13 protein-coding genes and 2 pseudogenes are annotated in these 22,075 nt (G+C 71.0%); 1 reads left to right on the top strand and 14 read right to left on the bottom strand.

Annotated elements, in window-relative coordinates; all coding sequences use genetic code 11:
- Nucleotides 1-256 precede the first annotated feature (256 nt).
- From V8690_RS35470 to V8690_RS35410, 13 genes and pseudogenes are all read right to left on the bottom strand, one after another.
- A pseudogene (locus V8690_RS35470) lies at nucleotides 257-2,280 on the bottom strand (fructose-specific PTS transporter subunit EIIC).
- Nucleotides 2,281-2,284: 4 nt separating this feature from the next.
- The gene (locus tag V8690_RS35465) at nucleotides 2,285-3,235 is read right to left on the bottom strand and encodes a 1-phosphofructokinase family hexose kinase (protein ID WP_338784147.1); all 951 of its coding nucleotides are present in this window, start codon (nucleotides 3,233-3,235) and stop codon (nucleotides 2,285-2,287) included.
- 340 nt (nucleotides 3,236-3,575) lie between these two features.
- Entirely contained in the window at nucleotides 3,576-4,085 is a 510-nt protein-coding gene (locus tag V8690_RS35460) for an O-acetyl-ADP-ribose deacetylase (RefSeq protein WP_338784146.1), read from the bottom strand.
- Nucleotides 4,082-5,491, bottom strand: coding sequence for an NAD(P)/FAD-dependent oxidoreductase (locus tag V8690_RS35455; protein WP_338785566.1), 1,410 nt, complete (start codon nucleotides 5,489-5,491; stop codon nucleotides 4,082-4,084). The genes V8690_RS35460 and V8690_RS35455 overlap by 4 nt, the downstream gene beginning before the upstream one ends.
- 147 nt (nucleotides 5,492-5,638) lie before the next feature.
- A complete protein-coding gene (locus tag V8690_RS35450; RefSeq protein ID WP_338784145.1) occupies nucleotides 5,639-6,484 on the bottom strand; it encodes an inositol monophosphatase family protein in 846 nt (281 codons plus the stop codon).
- Nucleotides 6,485-6,600: 116 nt separating this feature from the next.
- Nucleotides 6,601-8,426, bottom strand: a pseudogene (locus V8690_RS35445) (gamma-glutamyltransferase).
- A gap of 190 nt (nucleotides 8,427-8,616) precedes the next feature.
- Nucleotides 8,617-10,749 carry an alpha-galactosidase gene (locus V8690_RS35440; protein WP_338784144.1) on the bottom strand — a complete coding sequence of 711 codons (2,133 nt, stop codon included), beginning with the start codon at nucleotides 10,747-10,749 and terminating at the stop codon, nucleotides 8,617-8,619.
- Nucleotides 10,750-10,842: 93 nt separating this feature from the next.
- Nucleotides 10,843-13,464 carry a CBM35 domain-containing protein gene (locus V8690_RS35435; RefSeq protein ID WP_338784142.1) on the bottom strand — a complete coding sequence of 874 codons (2,622 nt, stop codon included), beginning with the start codon at nucleotides 13,462-13,464 and terminating at the stop codon, nucleotides 10,843-10,845.
- 136 nt (nucleotides 13,465-13,600) lie between these two features.
- A complete protein-coding gene (locus V8690_RS35430) occupies nucleotides 13,601-14,683 on the bottom strand; it encodes a LacI family DNA-binding transcriptional regulator (RefSeq protein WP_338784141.1) in 1,083 nt (360 codons plus the stop codon).
- A gap of 54 nt (nucleotides 14,684-14,737) precedes the next feature.
- The gene (locus V8690_RS35425) at nucleotides 14,738-16,087 is read right to left on the bottom strand and encodes a sugar ABC transporter substrate-binding protein (RefSeq protein WP_338784140.1); all 1,350 of its coding nucleotides are present in this window, start codon (nucleotides 16,085-16,087) and stop codon (nucleotides 14,738-14,740) included.
- 59 nt (nucleotides 16,088-16,146) lie between these two features.
- Nucleotides 16,147-16,980: a carbohydrate ABC transporter permease gene (locus V8690_RS35420; RefSeq protein WP_338784139.1), complete on the bottom strand. Its 834-nt coding sequence runs from the start codon at nucleotides 16,978-16,980 to the stop codon at nucleotides 16,147-16,149.
- 14 nt (nucleotides 16,981-16,994) lie between these two features.
- A complete protein-coding gene (locus V8690_RS35415) occupies nucleotides 16,995-17,810 on the bottom strand; it encodes a sugar ABC transporter permease (RefSeq protein WP_338784138.1) in 816 nt (271 codons plus the stop codon).
- Nucleotides 17,811-18,660: 850 nt separating this feature from the next.
- Nucleotides 18,661-19,503, bottom strand: coding sequence for a class I SAM-dependent methyltransferase (locus V8690_RS35410; protein ID WP_338784137.1), 843 nt, complete (start codon nucleotides 19,501-19,503; stop codon nucleotides 18,661-18,663).
- 250 nt (nucleotides 19,504-19,753) lie between these two features.
- Between V8690_RS35410 and V8690_RS35405 the strand changes: the two genes are divergently transcribed.
- On the top strand, nucleotides 19,754-20,422 hold the full coding sequence (locus tag V8690_RS35405; protein WP_338784136.1) for a hypothetical protein: 669 nt from the start codon (nucleotides 19,754-19,756) through the stop codon (nucleotides 20,420-20,422).
- A 26-nt stretch (nucleotides 20,423-20,448) separates the two neighbouring features.
- Here V8690_RS35405 and V8690_RS35400 read toward each other — a convergent pair whose 3' ends face one another.
- Nucleotides 20,449-21,975 carry an NCS1 family nucleobase:cation symporter-1 gene (locus V8690_RS35400; protein WP_338784135.1) on the bottom strand — a complete coding sequence of 509 codons (1,527 nt, stop codon included), beginning with the start codon at nucleotides 21,973-21,975 and terminating at the stop codon, nucleotides 20,449-20,451.
- Between the last annotated feature and the right edge of the window lie 100 nt (nucleotides 21,976-22,075).

The following is a 22,075-nucleotide window of genomic DNA, read 5'->3' as shown; positions in this document are numbered from 1 at the left end:
GGCCAGGGCATCGCCGGTCCCCCAGAAGTCCGTCACAAAGACCTCCTCTCCCGGAGGAAGAACCCCGAACGGCTCGGCTCGACCGGGGCCGGGACCTGGCCGTGCCCTGGACCTCCGGTCGGCTGGGTATCAGGCCAAGGGCCCCGACCTGCTGGGCACATCCGCCTTTTTACGATACTCCGTCCGTCCCGTCGTGGGACCCGAGCAGCCGGACGCACCAGGAGGTCCCACGAGCGGGGCACGCGGCTCGGCGGGTTCACCGGCCCGTGGTCGCGGAGAGGGCCGGTGAACCTTCGGGCACGGGGCGCCCGAAGTGCTTGGCGACGAGCACACAGGCGGCGCCCACCAGTACGCCCGCCGCGATGGCTGCCAGGTACAGGACGGGGTTGCCGATCAGACCGATGACCCACAGGCCACCGTGCGGAGCGCGCGAGGTGGCGTCCACAGCCATGGACAGTGCGCCGGTGACCGCGCTCCCGGCCATGATCGACGGGATGACCCGCAGCGGGTCGGCCGCCGCGAACGGGATGGCGCCCTCCGTGATGAACGAGGCGCCCAGCAGCCAGGCGGCCTCTCCGGCCTTGCGCTCGCTGTCGGTGAAGAGCGCCCGCCGCACGACCGTGGCCAGGGCGAGGGCGAGCGGAGGCACCATGCCCGCGGCCATGACGGCGGCCATCACCTCCAGATCGCCGCTGGCCAGGCCGGCGACGCCGAAGGTGTAGGCGACCTTGTTGACCGGACCGCCCATGTCGAAGGCCATCATCAGGCCGAGCAGCGCGCCCAGCAGGATCGCGTTGGTCCCGGTCAGGCCGTCCAGCCAGTCGGTGAGGCCGCGCTGCGCGGCGGCGATCGGCTCCCCGATGACGACGATCATCAAAAGGCCCATCACCAACGTGGACACGAGCGGAATCCCGACCACGGTCATGACCCCCGCGGCCGCCCGCGGCAGGCGGATCCTCCGTAGAGCCGTCACCACCGCACCGGCGAGCAGGCCGCCGGCCAGACCGCCGAGGAAGCCGGCGCCGGTCGCGACGGCCAGCAGACCGGAGACCACGCCGGGTACCAGGCCCGGCCGGTCGGCGATGGCGTAGGCGATGAAGCCGGCGAGGATCGGCACGAGCATCGAGAACGCCGTCGTGCCGATCTTGAACAGCACGCCCGCGTAACCGGCCCGTTCGACCAGCTCGGACAGGTCGGTGACCTCGGGGTAGGTCTGCCCCTGCCAGGTGCCGCCGTCGACTTTCACGGCGACTTCGGCGCCGCCGATCATGAAGGCGAGTGCGATCAGGATGCCGCCCGCGGCGACGAACGGGATCATGTAGCTGACTCCGGTCATCAACCACTGGCGCAACCGGGTGGCCGGGTGGACCTTGGCGCCCTCCGAGGGCGCGCCGTGGGCGGGGCCGCCGACCGCAGCTGCACGGGCCCCTGCGGTCCCGTCGCCCCCGGCGCCCGCGGTGACGTGCTCGGCGGCATCGCCCGGACCAGTCCCTTCCGCCGTGGCCGTCGGGGCCGCCCGGCCTGCCGCCTTCGCGGCCTCCTCGGCCCGCGAGATGAGTTCGCGCGGGTGGTTGATGGCCCGTTGCACAGGGGCGATCACCACGGGTTTGGCAGCGAACCGCTCACGGTCCTGGATCTCGGTGTCGGCCGCGAAGATCACCGCGTCGGCCTCCGCCACCTGCGCGGCCGTCAGCCTGACCGCACCGGCGGCACCCTGTGTCTCCACCACGATGTGGTGCCCGGCGTCGGCGGCGGCCTGCTCCAGGGCCTCGGCGGCCATGTAGGTGTGGGCGATGCCGGTCGGGCAGGCGGTGACAGCGACGATCCTCATCTTCCGCCCACCTCCTTGTTGATGAGGTCGACGACCGCCTGCGCGTCCACGGCCTGGCGCAGGGCCTGCCTGAAGGAGACGTGCACCAGGCGGCGGGCGAGCGATGCCAGGATGTCCAGGTGCTCGGCATGGCCGCCGGCCGGCGCGGCGATCAGGAAGACCAGGTCTGCCGGGCCGTCCGCGGCGCCGAAGTCGACACCGTCGGCGCTGCGCCCGAAGGCGAGTGTGGGCAGCGCGACATGGACGGAGCGGGCGTGCGGGATTCCGATGCCCCCTTCGATACCGGTGGGCATCTGCTCCTCCCGGTCCCGCGCGTCGGCGAGAAACCCGTCGAGGTCCGTGACGCGGCCCTCGTCGGCGAGCCGGGCAGCGAGGGCACGGACCGCCTCGTGACGGTCCGCGGCCCTCAGGTCCAGATCCACGAAATTGACGGTGATGAGATCGGGCATCGTGTCAGTTCCGTTCGGAGATCGGGCGATCGGATTCGATACGGTGTCGCACGACGACGGCCGACCGGTCCAGTGCCCACTGCCCGGGCATTCCGCTGCCGGGCTGCGACACCGCGGCAGAACCCCAGGCCAGGGCCTCGGCAAGGGCGGCAGGCCCCTCGGTGGGGGCCGCGAGGTACCCCGCGAGGAGGGCGTCCCCGGCGCCGACGGAGCTGCGCGGTGTGGCGACGCGCTGCTCGCCGTGCAAGACCGCGGAGTCGCCGACCAGCAGGGCACCGTCGCGGCCGAGACTGGCCAGCACCGTCCGGGCGCCGCGCTCACGCAGCACGTTCGCCGCGGTCAGGGCCTCGCCGAGCGTGGTCACCGGCATCCCGGCGGCCTCGGCGAGTTCGCCCCGGTTGGGCTTGACCAGATCCGGGCCGGCGGGCAGGGCGGCGGCGAACGGGGCGCCACTGGAATCGACGGCGATACGCGGCGCCCCGCCGCCGCGCAGGCGCGACACCAGGTGCGCGTAGAGGTCGACGGGGGCACCGGGCGGCAGGTGACCGGCGAGAGCCACCCATCGGGCGCCCTTGGCCGAAGCGGCACAGGTGGCTGCGGCCAGCGCGTCGATCTCGGTGGCGGAGAGTCGCGGGCCGGCCGCGTTCAGCTTGGTGACGGTGCCGTCGGGCTCCACGACGCTGACATTGACCCGGATACTGTCGGCGATCGGGACGGTGACCACCTCGACGCCCTCGGAGGCGAGCAGCTCGGCGAGCTGTTCGCCCTCGGAGCCCCCGCAGGGCATGACGGCCACCGTCCGGTGACCGTTGGCGGCCAGCGCCCGCGAGACGTTGACGCCCTTGCCCCCCGGATCGAGACGGCTGTCGGTGGCACGGATGACGGAGCCGGGCCGCAGGTCCGGAACCTCCAGGGTGCGGTCCAGGCTCGGATTGGGCGTGAGGGTGACGATCACACGAGCACCACACTGGAACCGGCGGCAGCGGGGTGCCGGTCTGCCCGGCATGGGGCGGAAGCCCGATGGCCCTATGGCGACGAGCCACCACGGTCGCGCTGCCGAAGCGGTCGAGGGGACACTTCTTGCGACTGGCAGAACAACACTACCTCTGGCTGGTGAGAACGCATCCGGAGCGAGAGAACGTGGCAGGGCGAGCCCGATCGGTCCACCGGCCGCACGTCGGTGTCTCGGGGATCCTGCGGCCCTCCCCGGCGCCACGGACGTGCCGCCGGTTATGCGGTGCGTGTGCGCGGTACGGCATCGCGCTCCACCACGACACCGGCCGGCCGTGCCGCCTTCAGCGGAGTCGCCCGGCGAACGCCTCGTAAGCCCGATCGTCGAAGAGAACGAACCTGACCTCTTCGACCGCCGTCTCCATCGCCCGCACCGTCTCCACGGCGATCCGGGCGGCGTCCTCGAGGGGCCAGCCGTAGATGCCGGCGGAGACGGCCGGGAACGCGACCGTGCGGGCGCCGAGTTCGCCGGCGACCCGCAGCGACTCCCGGTAGCAGGAGGCCAGCAGGTGCGAACGGTCCTCGTCTTGGCTGAAACGCGGCCCGACGGTGTGGATCACCCACCGGGCGTCCAGGTCGCCCGCGGTGGTGGCGACCGCCTGGCCGGTGCGCAAACCCTTGCCGTACCGCGAGGCGCGGAGCTTGCGGCACTCGTCCAGGATCGCGGGGCCGCCGCGCCGGTGGATCGCTCCGTCGACCCCTCCCCCGCCCAGCAGCGAGGAGTTGGCCGCGTTGACGATGGCGTCGACGCTCTCGCGCGTGATGTCGCCCCGGACCAGTTCGATGGTGGTCATGTCTGCCTCAGTCGCTTCCAGACGGCCTTGGCCGCGTTGTGCCCGGACATGCCGTGCACGCCGGGGCCCGGCGGGGTGGCCGACGAGCAGATGAAGACGGCCGGGTGGGGGGTGTGGTACGGGAACAGGGTCGGTTTGGGGCGTAGCAGGACCTGGAGGCCGGAGACCGCGCCGGAGGCGATGTCTCCGCCGATGTAGTTGGCGTTGCGGGCGGCGAGTCGGGGCGGGCCGGCGGTGGCTCGGGCCAGGACGCGGTCGCGGAACCCCGGGGCGAACCGCTCCAGTTGGCGTTCGACGGCGTCGGTGAGGTCGCCGGTCCAGCCGTGCGGGACGTGCCCGTAGGCCCAGAAGACGTGCTTGCCCGCCGGGGCCCGGGTGGGGTCGACGAGGCTGGGCTGGACCGTGATCAGAAACGGCTTGTCGGGGGCCCGGCCCTCCCGGGACGCCGCGCGCAGGGCCGTGCCGATCTCCGCGCGGTTCGCGCCGATCTGCACCGTGCCGGCGACACGGGCCTCCTTCGCGGTCCACGGCACGGGGCCGTCCAGCGCGTAGTCGATCTTGAAGACGCCCGGTCCGTAGCGGTAGTCAGCGTAGTGGCTGCCGAAGCCGGCGATGCGGGCCAGGGCGGTGGGTGAGGTGTCGAAGACGTACGCGCGGGCCGGCGGCAGGTCGTCCAGGCGCTTGACCTCGTAGTCGGTGTGGACGCTGCCGCCGAGGTCGCGCAGGTAGGCGGCGAGGGCGTCGGAGATGGCCTGGGAGCCGCCGCGGGCGACGGGCCAGCCGCGGGCGTGTGCCGCGAGAGCGAAGACCAGGCCGATGGCGCTGGTGGCGAAGCCGCCGAGCGGTGCCATGACATGCGCGACGAGCCCGGCGAACAGTGTCCTGGCCGGTTCGTCGCGGAAGCGGCGCATCAGCAAGGTCGACGGGGGCAGGCCCACCAGGCCGAAGCGGGCGAGGGTGACCGGGTCGCGGGGCAGCGCGCTGAGCGGCAGGGACATGAAGTCCCGGACCAGCACGTCCCACTTGGGCAGGAAGGGCTCGACGAGCCTGCGGTACGCCCCGGCGTCGCGCGGCCCGAAGGAGGCGGCCGTCTCCCCCACGGACCGGGCCAGCACGGCCGCCGAGCCGTCCGGGAAGGGGTGCGCCATGGGGAGCTCGGCGTGCAGCCATTCCAGGCCGTAGCGCTGGAGGGGCAGGGCGCGGAACGCGGGTGAGTTGATGGCGAGCGGGTGCGCCGCGGAGCACGGGTCGTGACGGAAGCCGGGCAGGGTGAGCTCCTCGGTGCGGGCGCCGCCGCCCACGGTGCCCTGGGCCTCGAACACGGCGACGGAGAAGCCGCGGCGGGCCAGCTCCACGGCCGCGGTCAGCCCGTTCGGCCCCGCACCCACTACGACGGCATCGAGCAACGGCACCTTCGGACCCCTTCGTCAGCCGACGGCCACTGTGGATCAGGATAGGCCCGGGGACTGACAGTCACCGGCTGCGGGTGGATTCGCGCGGGAAGGACGGCCGGAATGCAGCTTGAGCAACAGGTCGTGTACCGTCCGTGACGGTCAGGCTCCGCCCGCCAGCAGTGCCGCCACCCGGCGGGCCGTGGCCGCGTCGCGGGCGGCGGTGAAGGGCAGGGCATTGCCGCCGGTGATGCGGAACGGCTCCCCCACGAGGGTCAGGTGGGCGCCGCCCGCCTCCTCGACCAGGAGCAGACCGGCCGCGTGATCCCAGGCGGCTTCCCAGGAGAAGGCCGTGGCGTCCGACTCGCCCCGTGCGATGGCGAGGTACTCCAGTCCGGCCGAGCCGCACGAGCGCGGTGCCACACCGTCGGTGCGCAGGCCGAGCAGTGCGCGCTTCTGCTCGTCCGTCGTGTAGTCCGGGTGGGACGTGGCCACGCGGAGATCCCGGCCGGGCTCGGGCACGCCGGCGAACAGCCGCTCCCCGTCGAGGTAGGCGCCCTTGCCCCGCTGGGCGGTGGCGAGCCGGTCGCGAGCTGGGACGTACGTCCAGGACGCCAGCAGGGTGCCGCCCTGGGCCAGCGCGACCAGGGTGCAGAAGCCCGGTTCGCCGCGCACGAACTGCCGGGTCCCGTCGACCGGGTCGACGATCCAGACCGGGGCGTCGCCGCGTATGGCCTCGTAGGACGCGGGATTGGCGTGGACCGCCTCCTCGCCGACCACGACCGAGCCGGGCAGCAGGGCGACCAGTGCCTCGGTCAGGTACAGCTCGGCCTTGCGGTCGGCGTCCGTGACCAGGTCGTGCGGGCCGGCCTTCTGGTCCACCTCGTGTGCGGCGAGCCGGCGCCAGCGCGGCATGATCTCGGCGGCGGCCGCCCTGCGGATCTCCTCCTCGACGTCGGAGGCGTGCTGTGCGAGAAACTCTTCGATGGTTTCGGTGCTGTCGATCACCCCTCCATCACAACACGCGCCACTGACAATCCCCACCCGCCCGGTGCACTCCGGGTGGCATCGCGGGGAACAACGACGTGTCACCCGCGGGATCCACGGCCGGGGGCTCGGCGGGATCACCGCCCGACCGCGTAGCCCTGCATGCCGCGCGGGTTCGCCGCCGCCGACAGGACGCCCGTCTCCGGGTCCCGGGCGACCGCGCAGAGCCGGCCCTCCGACCAGGGGCCGCCGACGGTCACCTCGTGGCCGCGCCGCCTCAGCTCCTCGACGACGGCCGGGTCCGTGCGGGACTCCACGGTGACGCTTCCGGGGCGCATGCCTCGCGGATAGAAGGAGCCGGGGAAGCTGTCGTTGTGCCAGTTCGGGGCGTCGATCGCGCCCTGGAGGTCCAGGCCGCCGCGCACCTGGGCGCGCAGCGCGACCGCCAGGAGGAAGTGCAGCTGCCACTGGTCCTGCTGGTCCCCGCCCGGGGTGCCGAACGCCATGACGGGCACGCCCTCGCGCAGGGCGATCGAGGGCGTCAGCGTGGTGCGGGGGCGGCGCCCCGGGGTGAGGGAGTTCGGCAGGCCCTCCTCCAGCCAGGCCATCTGGAGCCGGGTGCCGAGCGGGAAGCCGAGTTCGGGCACGACGGGGTTGGACTGGAGCCAGCCGCCGCTGGGCGTGGCCGAGACCATGTTGCCCCAGCGGTCGACGACGTCGAGGTGGCAGGTGTCGCCGCGGGTGGCCCCGTCGGCGGTGACCTCCGGTTCGCCGGGCACGGGGGACGTGGGGCTCTTGGCGACGGTCGGTTCACCGACGCCCAGGGCGTCGAAGCCCTCCTGGGCGGCGGCCGCCACGCGCGCGTGCGCGCACAGTCGCGGAGTGCGTCCGCCGGGGCTGCCGGGCCGCAGGTCGTGGGAGGCCTGCTCGCCGACGAGAGCGCGGCGGGCCGTGTTGTACGCGTCCGACAGCAGGTCGTCGAGCGGCACGTCGGCGGCGTCCCCGTACCAGGCCTCCCGGTCGGCCATGGCGAGCTTGCAGTTCTCGACCAGCAGGTGGACGTAGTCGGCGGAGCCGTGGCGGGGCAGTTCGGGCGGGAGCAGGGCGAGCTGCTGGAGGAGGACCGGGCCCTGGCTCCAGGGACCCGGCTTGCACACCGTCCAGCCGTTCCAGTCGTACGTCACCGGTGTCTCGTAGCCGGCGGACCAGGCGGCGAGGTCGGCGGCCGTGAGGGTACCGGTGTGGCGTTCGCCGCTGGTGTCCATGGTGGGCCGCCCGGCCTGCCGGACCAGGGCCTCGGCTATGAAGCCGCAGCGCCACACCTCCCGCGCGGCCTCGATCCGTGCCTCCCGGTCCCCCGCTCCGGCGGTCTCGGCGAGCAGGCGCTTCCAGGTGGCGGCGAGCGCGGGGTTGGTGAAGAGCTCGCCGGGGCGCGGGGCCTTCCCGCCGGGCAGGTAGACGTCGGCCGACGAAGTCCACTCCGTCTCGAACAGCTCGCGCACGGTCTCTGCGGTCTCGCCGACGCGCTCCACGGGCGGGTGCCCGTGCTCGGCGTACCCGACGGCGTACTTCAGGACCTCGTCGAGGGACTTGGTGCCGTGGTCGCGCAGCAGCACCATCCAGGCGTCGAACGCCCCCGGCACGGCGGCGGCGAGCGGGCCGGTGCCGGGGACGAGGTCCAGGCCGAGGCCCCGGTAGTGGGCGACCGTCGCCCCGGCCGGTGCGACGCCCTGCCCGCACAGCACCCGCACCTCGCCGCCGGCCGGGCGAGCAGGATCGGCACCTCGCCGGCCGGGCCGTTGAGGTGCGGCTCGACGACATGCAGCACGAACGCGCCCGCCACGGCCGCGTCGTAGGCGTTGCCGCCGTCCTCCAGGACGGCCATCGCCGACTGCGAGGCGAGCCAGTGTGTGGAGGACACCATGCCGAAGGTGCCCTGGAGGGTGGGGCGGGTGGTGAACATGCGGTCTTTCACCTCGCGGTTATCGGCTCGCAGGCAGACATGATGACGCAGACTGTCGATGAGGCGAAATGCTCCTCGAACCAGGCCGCTCACCTGAGAGTTCATCACACACTGGAGCGGTGACCGATCACCTGCGCCCCCTTCCTGCCCGCCTCCGGCACGGCCCGGCTTCGTCCTGTCGGCCGCGTCATCAGGCGGGCTCCCGTATCAGGTGGACCAATGTGGACGCGTAGTCGTCGGCGGCGAGGTCCAGATGCAGGCCGTGTGTGAGGAGGATGGCACCGTGGTGCACGACTCCGGTGACGGTGTCCCGGTACCGTGCCGCGGGTTCGAGGGCACGCAGCGGCAGGGCCGGGTCGTGGTGGCCGAAGTGCCGCGCCGTTCTGAGGGCGATCACGGCTATCTCCCTGCCGTCGGGAGCCACGTACTGCACGGCGTTCAGCTCCCCGCCGTCGCGGGGCCGCAGCCGGTGCTGCACGCCGAGCTGCACGAGGTGCCGCACGCGCTTGTACGCGGTGACGTGTTCGGCTGCCCGGCCCAGCTCCGCCTCGCTCCAGCGGTTCAGGTCGCCGCCGATGCCCAGGACGCCGTTCATGGCGGCGTGGAAGCGGAAGTCGAGGGGCACGCGGCGCCCGGTGTAGGGGTTGGGGCTGTCGGTGACCCAGGCACCCATGACCCGGGCCGGGTACAGCTGTGAGAAGCCGTGCTGGATCTCGACGCGGTCCAGCGCGTCGGTGTTGTCGGAGGTCCACACCTGGTCGGTGCGGGCGAGGATGCCGAGGTCGAGCCGGCCGCCCCCGCTGCTGCACGTCTCGATGCGGAGCCCGGGGTGGTCGGCGCGCAGCCGGTCGAGCAGGGCGTAGAGGTTGCGCACGTGATCGATCCACAGCCGGTCGGGATCGCCCCCGGCGTCGGGCCATCCGGCCTCGGTGAAGGGCCGGTTCATGTCCCACTTGAGAAAGTCGACGGCGTTCTTCGACACCAGTTCGTCCAGCCGGCCGTGCAGCCAGGCGGCCACGTCGGGGCGGGCGAGGTTGAGCACCAGCTGGTTGCGGTGCTCGGTGCGGCGGCGGTGGGGGTGGTGCAGCACCCAGTCGGGATGGGCGCGGTAGAGGTCGCTGTCGGGGTTGACCATCTCGGGCTCTACCCACAGGCCGAACCGCATGCCGAGGTCGTGCACCCGGTCGATGAGGGGGGTGAGGCCGTCGGGGAAGCGGTCGGGGTTGGGACTCCAGTCGCCGAGTCCGGCGGCGTCGTGGGTGCGGGCGCCGAACCAGCCGTCGTCCATCACGAAGAGCTCGGCGCCGAGTGCCGCGGCCTTCTCGGCCAGTTCCATCTGCCGGGTGACGTCGATGTCGAACTCGGTGGCCTCCCAGGAGTTGTAGAGCACCGGCCGCACTTCCTCAGGGTGCGGCAGTACGTGGTCCAGTACGTGCCGGTGCCACAGGCGGCTGGCGGCTCCGAAGCCGCCCTCGGTGTACGCCCCGGCACAGACGGGGGTGGTTAGTTCCTCACCCGGCGCCAGTTCCCAGGTGACCGGGTCGTGGCCGAACCCCGCGGACAGGGTGACCCGTTCCGTGGGCAGCCGCTGGGCGGTGAGCCGCCAGCTGCCGCTCCAGGCTAGGGCGCACGACCAGACGGCCCCGTGCACCTCGTCGGCGCCACCGTCGTCGATCATGGCCCACGGGTTGGTCTGGTGTCCGGTGGTGCCCCGGCGGCTGGTGAGGACGGTCTCGCCGTAGGGCAGCGACGTCCTGTTCAGACGCGTCTCGGCGCACCACTGGCCTCGCACCTGGCTCAGACGGTACTCGCCCAGCCTGGGCAGCACCCAGGTGGCGGAGTCGGCGCGGACGATCGTGATCGTGTCGTCGGCAGGTGCCCCAGTATGACGCAGGACCAGGTGGCGTTCGATGACGTCGGTGCCGGTGCGGAGGCGGTAGTGGGCCTCGAGGGTGAGCGGGTAGTGCCGGTCGGCGAACCGCAGGACCAGTTCCGTGCCGTCCTCGTGGTGCAGCACCTTCTCGCCTGCCGGGTGCGTTTCGAGGTCGCGCACCCCGTCCGGGAAGCGGACCTGGACGCCCGCGTGGGCGTAGCGCATGGCTCCCGCGGTGTCGAGGTCGAGGGTGCCGTCGGCGGGGTCCTCGAACGACCGGCGGCCGGGCTGGGGGCGGTCCAGGAGGGAGAGGGCCTGTTCGAGGGTGAGTCGGGGGCCCCAGTGCAGACCGCGCAGTCGGTGGTCGTCGTCGAGGTGGAGGACGTAGCTGGAGCCGGGTCCGGACAGGACCCACAGGCGGTGCTCGGGATCGTGGGCGATGTTCGGCATGGCGGCCTTTCGGGCTGGGGCGGTCGGGGCGGGGACGGGCGGCGGCATGCGGGGAAAGAGGGCCGCCGCCGGGTTCGGCGGCGGCCCCAAGGGTCAGCCGTTCACCCGGGCGACCTCGATGTAGTCGATGTCGGGTGCGTAGGCGGATGAGTTGGAGATCTTCAGGGTGTTGGTTCCGGCGTTGAGGTCGACGGTGGTGCCCAGCGACCAGAAGTCGCTCCAGCCGTAGGTGTTGCGGAAGGTCGACGTGGCCGGGGTGCCGCCGTTCACCGTCAGCTGGGCGGTGCGGGACTTGACGTTGGTGTTGTAACTGCCGGTGCCCGACCGGTCGTTGTTTGCGTAGTGGATCACCACCGCGTACCGGCCCGCGGCCGGGGCGCTGATGTTGCCGAAGGTCAGCGTGTTGGCGCTGCCGTTGCCGATGTAGCCGACGTTCTTGCCGCCGGAGCTCCACACGTTCGACTGGATCCTGGCCGCGCCGGCCAGGGTGCCGCTCTCGGCCTCGATCTTGGTGACGCCGGTGGTGTCACCCGAGCCGGCCACCTTCAGGTCCCGCAGGGTGACCGTGGCGCCGCTGTTCGGGCTGACCTTGATCCGGTTGATGCCGGCCACCAGGTAGAGGCGGTTGCTCGCGGTGGCCGCCGCGCCGCTGGAGTTGGCCAGGGTGGCGACGGTGGTGCCGTTCAGGGCCAGGGCGGCCGTTCCGCCCGTGGAGGCGTAGTCGGTCTTCACGGTGTAGTAGCCGTTGGTGGGCGCGTAGGCGTCGAACGTGGTGCTGTCGCCGGAGTCCAGGACGACGGCGCCGGTCCCGGCCTCGCCCACGTCCGCGTACGACCAGCCGGGAGTGCCGCTGGTGTCGGCGAACGTGGCCTCGTACAGCGTCTCCGGGTTGCTCTGCGCGGCCGCCAGGTCGATCTTGTCGAGGGTCACGTCACCCACGCCGGTGCCCAGGGTGGCGTCGGACTTGGCGAGGGAGATGGTGTGGCTGCCCGCGCTCAGTGTCACCGGGACGGTGACCGTGCCCCGGTACCCGGAGTTCAGGGTGGACGGGTAGGTGACGAACTTCGGGTCGGCGCCGTCGATCCGCAGCGCTTGCTGGGCCGGGGTGCCGGTCTGGTTGCCGTAGAAGATCCGGAGGTTGTACGTCCCGGACGACGGGACGCTCACGGCGAAGTCGACCTCGCTGGTCGCCTGGTTGAGGGCGGTGACGTCCTTGTTGCCGGAGGCGGCGTACTTCTGCGCCTCGTTGTAGTTGGCGCCGTTGCCCTGGGTGCTGATCGTGCCGCTGGTGACGGTGGCGTTCTCGGCCTCGTACGAGGTGCTCTGCGGCACGGTGGGCGTGGCGGCGGTGCCACCGCCGTTCGGGGTGACCGTGATGCGGTAGGCCGACATGCGGTTCAGGCCGGTCAGCGGAACGGTGATGGACCCGCTGGAGGGGGTGAAGGCGGCGCGGGAGATGGTCTGCGGCGGCGCGGACACGCCGTCGTAGCCGGACCAGTCCAGGGCCTGCACGGTGACCTCGACCTTGCTGCCGAAGGTGGTGCTCGGGATGTTGTTGATCACCACGTCGGTGTCGGTGGCGGATCCGCCGAGGACGACCTGGGCCTGCTTGCGGCCGGTGTCCAGCGAGGCCATGCCCTGGAGGGTGTCCTGGACGTTGGGCTGCGGCGGGGTCGCCTTGACGGTCTGCCCGGTCATTCCGGCGTACCAGCGCCAGAACCACCACGTGCCGTTGGGGCTGTTGGTGAGGGCCGTGTTGCCGTCCATGTTGCCGGCCGCGTCCCAGTAGGGCTGCTGGGCGTAGACCTTGGTGTCCTCGAACATCGCGGCCCACTGCACCATCTGGCCGGGCACGGACAGGTCGCGCCGGTTGGCGTACTCGTCGATGTTGACCGTGATGGGGCTGATGCCGCGGGCGCTCTCCAGGGAGCGGTACGTGGCGTAGTGGCCGCGGTACGAGGCGAGGGAGCCCGGGCCGAGCTCGTGCCAGGTGAACACGTCCGGCAGCTGGTTCTTGGACTTGGCGTAGGTCAGGAAGTCGCCGAAGAACTTGCTGTTCCAGTTGGCGGTGTTGGGCCCGCCTATCTTCGCGTCGGGGATGATGCTCCGGATCCGGTCGTAGACGGTGCTCCAGTCGGAGTTGAACTTGTTCAGGGCCGCCTGGTAAGTCGTGGCATCGCTGCTCCTGATGCCGGTGTACCAGATGCCGTCAGGCTCGTTGAAGGGGACGAAGACGACCTTGTCGGCGTACGAGGTCCCCTTGATCGCGTTGACGGCGCTGTCGACCTTGGTGAGGTAGTCGCTGAGGCCGAGGTTCTGGTACGGCCAGTCCGAGTACATGTCCTGGATGTTGGTGTACATCGTGCCGCCGCCGTTGCGGAAGAACGACGGGGCCACGTCCAGGATGTCCCCGTTGGGGTGCTGGGCACCGTTCGGGGGCTTCTGCGATCCGGTGGTGAGCTTCAGGGGCGCCAGCAGGTTGTCGCTGGGGACGCCGTCGTCGCTCTGTCCGTAGAGCGCGCCGTTGGAGCCGCGCAGGACGGTTCCCGTGGTCGTGCCGAGGTCGACGGTGAAGGTCTGGGTGGCGGCGGCTGCCGGCTGGGGCACGGCGAGTGCGGTGCCTACGAGGGCCGCGCAGGCCAGCAGTGCTCTGGTGAGGTGTGCTCTTCTTCGGCCGGGCGGCGCGGCGCCCGGGGTGCGGGTGTCGAGGGACATGGAAACCTGGCTTTCTCCTCCCGCGGCACTGCGGGAGGACGGATCGGGGGAACCGGGATGTTATCGCTCACATCCCCCGCGGACGGAGCGGTAGGGGGTTGGGGCGGGAACAGGAGGGCCCCGGGAGCAGGGGCGGTCAGGCGGGCCGGTGCGGCGCCGGGCCGGTGCTCTCCCGGACGATCAGTTCCGGTTCGGCCCACAGGGAGGGCGCCGGGGCGTTGTCCGGGTCGAGCAGCCGGTGCAGCATCCCGAAAGCGCCCCGCCCCAGCCCTTCGAAGTCCAGCCGTACGGTGGTCAGGGTGGGATGGGTGTACGCCGCGTACGGCGCGTCGTCGAAGCCCATGACACTGAGCTCGCCCGGCACGTCACGGCCCGCCTCCCGGGCCGCCCGCAGAACACCGAGCGCGAGATCGTCGTTGCCGCACAGAACGGCGGTGACCTGCGGGTCGGCGACCACGGTGCGGGCGGCCAGATACCCGGATCGCGGGCTCCAGCCGCCTTCCAGCAGCTCGGGTACGGGCAGAGAGGCGGCGCCGAGAGCGTCCCGCCAGCCCTCGGCGCGCTGCCCGACCCTGGCCGTCGAGGACGGGATCGTCATGTAGTGGACGGTGCGGTGGCCGAGGCCGAGCAGGTACCGGGTGGCCTGCGCCGCCGCCGCCCGGTCGTCGAGCCAGGCTTCCGGCCTGCCGCCCGTCTGCCCGGCCTTTTGCGGCCGCTCCACCACGGCGGCCGCCGGGAACTCGGCGGGCAACGCCCGCCAGACCCGTTCGCCGGGCGCGTTGAAGGCGATCACCAGGACGGGTTCCCCGGGGCGGGCGAGCCGCCCGGCGACGTCGTCCGGCGTCAACGGTGAGTTCTCGTCCAGGACGCTGACCGACACGGCGAAGTCCGCCGCGCGGGCCGCCTCCTCTATGCCCCGAAGGGCGAGGGAGGCGCCGTACAGGGTGGTGTCCGAGGTGAGCACGGTGACCGAGCGCACCACTCCCCCGGCCAGTGCCCGGGCGAGCCGGTTGGGCTTGTAACCGAGTTCGTCGATGACCTGCAGCACTCGTTCCCGGGTGGCCTTCCTGACCTTGGGACTGCCGTTGACCACCCGGGAGACGGTCTGGTGGGAGACCCCGGCCGCCTTGGCGACGTCGAAGATGCTGACGGACCGCTGGCGGTCGGCGCCGCCCTGGGACGGCTCCTCGTCAGGGCGGGCCGGGGTGTGGTTCTGCATGTCCGTTGAACTCCGTATGGATCGTCGGTCGTGACGCCTGCTGCCGGAGGCTGCCTACTTGACGGCCGCGTTGGACTCCTCGTTGACGGAGTCCGCCGCCGCCTGGGGGGACTGCTGGCCCAGCCACACCTGGTTGAAGGCGTCCTGCACCTTGACGTTGTACGTCGCCGAGGAGGTGGTCAGCGGATACCCGGCGGTCGTGCCCTCAGCCTCCTTGGAGAAGGCACTGACGTCCACACCCCGCTGCTTCCACACGGCCACGAAGTCCTTGTTGAGCGTGGGAATGCCCGGCCACACCGACCCCTCGGAGACGATGATCTTCTGGGACTCCTCGGACCCGAGCCACTTCACCAGTTCCCACGCCTCCTTGGGGTGCTTGCTGCCCGCGTACAGGGCGTTGCTGAGCCCGTTGTACACCGTGCCCTTCCCGACCGGGCCGCTGGGCAGCTCGGCGACGCCGAAGTTGCCCTTCATCGAGCTCTGGTAGGCGTTGAGATCCCAGCTGCCGTCCCACACCACGGCCGCCTGCTTACGGGCCAGCACCTGCGGCAGGGACGCCCCGTTCGGCGTGTTGGTGACGGAGGCCGGCACCGCGACGTGGTACTTCAGCCGCAAGTCCCGGATGAACTGGATGGCCTCCACGCAGGAGGGCTGGTTGATCGTCCACTTGCCCCACGCCTTGTCCTGGAGCTTGCAGCCGTTCTGCAGGGCCGCGTTCCACCAGTCCGTCTGGCCGTTGGACGAACCGAGCGCGAGACCGTACTGCTTGACGTGCTTGCTGTCGAAGCCCTTCTCGTTCGGGTGCTTGCCGTTGACGTCGATGGTGAGCTTCTGCAGGGCCTTGACGAAGCTGCCGCCGTCGGTGGTGTTCCAGGACAGGCCGCCCAGCTCGTCCTGTGTCAGCCCCGCCTTCTTGAGCATGGTCTTGTTGTAGACCTGGGCGATGGTGTCCCAGTCCTTCGGCAGGCCGTACTGCTTGCCGTCCTGCTGCCAGCCCGCCAGTAGCTTGGCGTCGTAGATCGACGTGTCCAGCTTGTCGGCCTTGATGTACGGGGTGAGGTCGGCGAGGACGCCCTGCTGGGAGAACTGCGGGAAGTACGCCACGTGGTCCCAGAAGACATCGGGCGCGGTGCGGCCGGCCATCTGGGTCTGCAGCTTGCTCCAGTACTGCGCCCAGGCGTTCAGCTCGATCTTGACCTTGATGTTCGGGTGCTGCTTCTCGAACGCGTCGATCGACTTCTTCAGCGCCGGCTCCTGGACCGCGTCCCAGATGGCGTACCGCAGGGTGACGGTACCGCCGGACGAGGCGGTGTCCGAGCCGGACGAGCCGCAGGCAGTGGTGAGGCAGAGCAGGACTGCGCCGGTGGCCGTGGCGGCCAGGGCTCTTCTGGAGGATGCGGACATGGCTGGGCGTCCCTTTCGGTGCGGGTGATCGAGGCAGTGCGGGGGGGGCGGAGGGCGGCCTACTTGAGGCCGGTGAGGGCGATGGAGCGGACGATGTGCCGTTGGAAGAGGAGGAACACGGCGATCAGGGGCAACAGGGCCAGCGCGGCTCCGGCCAGCACGATGTGCGGCAGGTCGGAGACGTGTTCGCCCTGGAGGGCGGCGATGCCGACGGTGACCACCCGGGTCCGGTCGCTGTTGGTGATGATCAGCGGCCAGATCAGGTTGTTCCAGGTGTTGACGAACGTGATGATCGCGAGCGTGGCGAGGATCGGACGGCTCAGCGGCAGCATGATCCGCACGAGGATGGTCCAGGTGCTCGCCCCGTCGATGCGGGCGGCGGCTTCCAGGTCCTTGGGGACGGTGCGGAAGTGCTGACGAACCAGGAAGACGCCGTACGGGGTGCCGAAGACGGTGGGCAGGATCAGGCCCGCGTACGTGTCCACCATGCCCATTTCACGCATCATCAGGAACAGCGGTACGAGCGTGATCATCTGAGGCACCATCATGGTGGCGAGGTAGCCCCAGAAGAGCCAGTCGCGCCCCGGGAACTCCATCCGGGCGAGCGCGTACGCCGCCAGTGCGCTGAACACCACCTGCCCGGCGGTGACGAGGACCGCCACGACCAGGGTGTGCAGCAGGAAGGACGACATTCCGTACTGGTTCCACACGGCGGCGAAGTTGCCGGACGTGGCCGGATGCGCGGGAACCCAGGCCTCGGTGGACAGCAGGTCCGACGGCCGCTTGAGCGCGCCGTTCAGTGTCAGCAGGTAGGGGGCGACCGACAGCAGCGCTCCGGCGGCGAGGATCCCGTACAGCGTTGTCCTGCGGACGGCGGTGGAGAGAGAAGACATGGTCGTGGCCGTCCTCAGCTGAAGTCGTAGACGGTGCGCTTGCGGAAGTACAGGACCTGGACTGCCGTCACCAGCAGGATCACGGCGAACAGCAGCATCGCCAGCGCCGAGGCGTAGCCGCTGCGGAACAGCTGGAACGCCTGCTGGTAGATGTGGTAGTTCATCGTGTCCGTCGACCCGCCCGGCCCGCCCTGGGTCATCACGTAGACGGTGTCGAACATCTGGAACGACCCGATGGTGTTGGTCACCAGCACGAAGAACATCGAGGGGCGCAGCAGCGGCAGCGTGATCCGGAAGAAGCGCTGCACGGATTTCGCCCCGTCCAGGTCGGCCGCCTCGTAGAGCGATTCGGGGATCGCCTGGAGGCCCGCCAGCAGGAACAGCATGGTGTAGCCCGTGTACTGCCAGATGTTGACCGAGGCCAGCACCGGCATCGCCCAGCCGGTGGACGACAGCCACGCCGGGCCGTCCACGCCGAACAGGGCCAGGAACTGGTTGACCACGCCGTGCTGCGGGTCGAACGCCCAGCTCCAGACGATGCCGAGGGCCACCGGCATGGCCATCCACGGCAGGACGAACAGCACCCGGAACACCTTGCCGCCGCGCAGCTTCCGGTTCATCGCCAGGGCGAGCAGCAGGGCCAGCACGGTCTGCGCGGGGATGTTCAGCAGCACGTAGTACACGGTGTTGCGCATCGCGCGCCACACCTCGTTGTCGCCCATCATCTCGCGGTAGTTCGCCAGCCCGACGAAACGCGGGGTGCCCATCAGGTTCCAGTCGAAGAAGCTGATGACGACGACCCCGGCGATCGGCGCGACCAGGAAGAGCACGAGCCCGGCGAGGCTCGGTGTGAGCAGCAGGTACGCCTCGACGGTGGTGCGGATCCGGTCCCGCCCGGGCTGCCGGCGGGGGTACCGCCCGGGGAGTGGCGGCTTTTGACTCCCGGGGGTGAGGACACGGCGGTTGAGATGTTATCGATCACATTTACGCTCCGTCGGGCGCCTCGTCAGCGGTGGCGAGGGCAGTGAACAGGCAAAAGCGCTAAAAGTCGGGTGCCCGGCGAGGTGGGGCTCACAGGCGGCCGGCAGGCGAATGCGCCATCGGCACGAGGAAGAGTGTTAGCGCTAACACCAGATTCGGTCAATGGTTCATGGCTGGATTTATCCCATGCGACAAGTGGGAGCGGTCGTCCATACCGCGGCAATGGGATGGATTGAGGCTATTTCTCCCAGATACCCGGGGCATTCGTCGCGCCCGGGGTCGCGCCCATGACGCCGCCGGATCGGCGGCCACGGCGGCGAGCGGCATGGGTCTCGGGCGTGCGGGCCCGTTCGGTGCGGCGGGCCTTCGCGCGGCGGGGCTACTCCGACCCGTCTGCCACTGTCTGGTCCGAACGCGGTTCTCACGTGGTGACGCGGCAGCGCAGGCGCGCAACCGCAGCCGGCCGCGGCCATGGCTCCTCGGGGGGCCTTGCACTGTGAGCGCCCGATCAGGTCGCGTGGTCCGGCGCCGTGCGTCGCAAGGCACCGGAGCGCCCTCGACAGGAGTGCCCCCGCTCGAGCGGAGCCGAGAGCGAGGGAGGAGCCACGTGGGCGTTTCGGCAACGCAGCGAGGTGCGGTGCCAGGCCGCGGGACCCGGGCGCGGACATAGTGCGAGGACCCCTTACGGGGGGGCGCCGCTCAGGGCAGTCGTCTTCCCGCCGTCAGCAGGTGGCCGCTCGCGCCCAGCAGCGCCGGCTCGGACTCGATGCGCCGGGTCGCGGCCAGGACGGCCTCGCGGCGCTCCGGGTCGTCCAGCCACTGCTCCACACCGCCCATGAGCCAAGCGACGCCCTCGACGCCGTACTGGCCGTCGACGGCGAGTCCCGCCTGGGTGAACTCCCCTGGCGGCTCGTCCGGTTGGGCGAGATACGCGGTGGTGAAGAGACTGCCCTCCTGTTGGGAGGGGTGCCGGCCGTGCTCCGAGACGGAGTCGGTCCGGGCCCGGTGGGCGGGCTCGAAGTAGCGCTCCTCGCGCAGCAGGTCGTGCAGGGCCGCGTACCGGTTGATGGTGGCCGCGACGACCAGACCTCCGGACCGCACCGCCCGGCGCGCCTCACTCAGTGCGCGGACCCGGTCGGCCCGCTCCGGCAGGTGGTACAGCGGGCCGAGCAGCAGCACCACGTCGTACGCGCCGTCCTCGGCGGGCAGGGCCCGGGCGTCCCCGGCACGGACCGAGACGCCGGGCAGCCGCGCCGCCTGTTCCAGGTGCAGCGGCACGGGATCGACGAGCTCGGCCTGGTACCCGTCCTCGGCAAGCCACTCCGCGTGCACACCGCTGCCGCCGCCGACGTCCAGCACGCGTGCCGGAGGCGCGGGCAGGAGCCGCCGGAGCACGTCCTGCGTGCGCCAGAACTCCAGGCGGCCGGAGCCCTGCCGAAGGCGGGCGTCCTCCTTGCCGAGGGCGTAGTAGGCGAGGATGTCCTCTCGGACAGCGGGGAGTTGGGGTATGTCCTGACTTGCCCCAGGGGGTAACGAAGGCATGGATCAAGGCTGCGCAGCCCTGGCGCACCGGTGCAAACGGAATTCCCGCGCCTGTGCCCTCACGCGCCCGGCAAAAAAGCCCACTCGCCACCGAACCGACCGAAACCATAACCATCGACAGTGAGCCACCGTCACCACGCAGGCACGGAGCGAGTTCGGACTTCCGCACCACAGGGAGTCATGTGAAACTGTCGTCCCGTCCGCCGTGCGGACCTGATCCGCACCGTCCGTCCCCCACGAGAAGGGCGCCGTGCGTTCCCTACCTCTGCCCCTGGCCCTGACCGCACGACTGTCCCCGGTGGCCGTGCTCGCCGCGGCGGGCTGGGCACTGTCGTCCGGCCCGCTCGCCGCGCCGCAGGCCGCCGAGCACAAGCCTGCCGACGAGAAGACCGGGACCCAGTCCGCGTCCGCCCCGTCGACGTCGACGGTGTCGAAGACCTACTCGGCCGCGCCGGCGCCGTGCGAGAGCGTCGCCAAGAAGACGGTCGAGTCGCTGGTGCCGGGCGCCAAGACGTCGGGCAAGGAGATCCCGTCCACGGACTCGACGTTGCGCCGCACCTGCTCCTGGAACGCGCTCAAGGGGTACAACTACCGCTGGCTGGACGTGTCCTTCGAGGTGATGGAGTCGGACGAGGCGGCGGAGAAGGCCTACAAGGGGCGCACCGAGGAGAAGAGCGGCGGAGGTGCCGTCCCCGGCCTGGGTGACACCGCGTACTCCATCGTCAACCTCACCACCGAGGACAAGCAGGAGACCCGCGAGGGCCAGGTGTTCGTCCGCGCCTCCAACGCGCTGGTGGTCATCACCTACAACGGCAGCGACTTCGAGTCGAAGAAGGCGCCGAGCACGGACACGATCAACAAGGGCGCCATCAAGGCCGCGAAGGAAGCGGTGGCCGCGCTGGAGGGCGGCAAGGGCTGACCGTCCTCCAGCGTCCGTGTCCGCGGTCAGACGAGGGTCCGGTCCCGGCCTCGTGCCGCCATCAGCACCAGGTACAGCAGCATCGACGTGCCCAGGCCCACCGCCCAGCCGTAGTCGGCCAGGCCGGCCAGCGCCGGGATGGGGCGGCCGTCGATCAGCGGCTTGAAGCTGGCGCCGCCGACAGCGAGGACACCGCCGACCGCGAAGGCGACGACGGCCCGCCAGTTCCAGCCGCCCTCGTACCAGTAGCGGCCGCCCGTGCGGTACAGGTCGGCCAGGTCGAGCTTGGCGCGGCGCAGGATCCAGTAGTCGGCGATGAGGATGCCCGCGACGGTGCCGAGCAGGCCGCCGACCAGGCCGAGCCAGGTGAAGATGTAGCCCTGCGGGTCGGAGTACAGCTTCCACGGGAAGATCAGCACCCCGAGGACGCAGGTGGCGAGCGCGCCGGCCCGGAAACTGATCCTCCGTGGCGCGATGTTGGAGAAGTCGAACGCCGGCGAGACCAGGTTGGCCGCGACGTTGACGGACAGCGTCGCCACCAGGACGGTGACGAGGGCGAACAGCAGGCCCACCGTGTTGTCGGTCTTGGCCGCGAGCTGTACCGGGTCCCAGATCGCCTCGCCGTAGACCGCCTGCGAGCCCGAGGTGACCATCACGGACAGGAACGCGAACAGCGTCATGGTCGTCGGCAGACCGAGGGCCTGACCCCACGTCTGCGCCTTCTGGCTCTTGCCGTAGCGGGTGAAGTCGGGGATGTTCAGCGACAGCGTGGACCAGAAACCGATCATGCCCATGAGCGCGGGTGCGAACAGCGTCCAGAAGTCGGCGCCCCAGCCGAGCTTCGACGGCTGGTCGAGCAGCGGGCCAAAGCCACCCGCCTTGTCGCTCATCCACCACAGCATCACGAACGCGCCGACGAGCACGAAGGGCGCCGCCCAGTTCTCGAAGCGGCGGATGGTCTCCATGCCGCGGTAGATGATGACGACCTGCAACGCCCAGAAGATCGCGAACGACAGCCACATGGTCCAGGCGTAACCGCCGACCTTCGCCGCGTCCGTCCAGCCGCTGCCGACGAGCTTGCCGGCCAGGAAGTAGATGGCCTCGCCGCCGATCCAGGTCTGGATGCCGAACCAGCCGCACGCCACCAGGGCCCGTACGACGGCGGGCAGGTTGGCCCCGCGGATGCCGAAGGAGGCCCGGGCGAAGACCGGGAAGGGTATGCCGTACTTGGGTCCGGCGTGCCCCGTGAGCAGCATCGGTATCAGCACGATCACATTGGCCAGGGCGATGGTGAACACCGCCTGCTTCCAGTCCATGCCGACGGCGATGAGACCGGAGGCCAGGGTCCAGGAGGCCGTGTTGTGGGCCATGCCGACCCACAGCGCGGAGAAGTTGTACGTCGTCCAGGTGCGCTTCTCGACGGGAACCGGCAGCAGGTCCTCGTTGGCGTAAGGACCGGTCGGTGCGGGGGCGCCCGGGGCGATCTCCACCCGGCCGTCGGCGAGGGTGACTTGGGTGGTCGGCGGTGTGGCCGTGGGAGCGGTATCGGTCATGGGCCGGGCCAATCAGGGGAGGTGGGACGGGAAAGGCCATGCGGGTGATGCCGACGGGGGGGTGCGCTCGGGAGCGTCCTGGCCCCCTTCCCTGGCCGAC

It is taken from the genome of Streptomyces sp. DG1A-41, from assembly GCF_037055355.1.
Lineage (GTDB): Bacteria > Actinomycetota > Actinomycetes > Streptomycetales > Streptomycetaceae > Streptomyces.
This window is presented reverse-complemented; position numbering and strand designations above follow the sequence as displayed.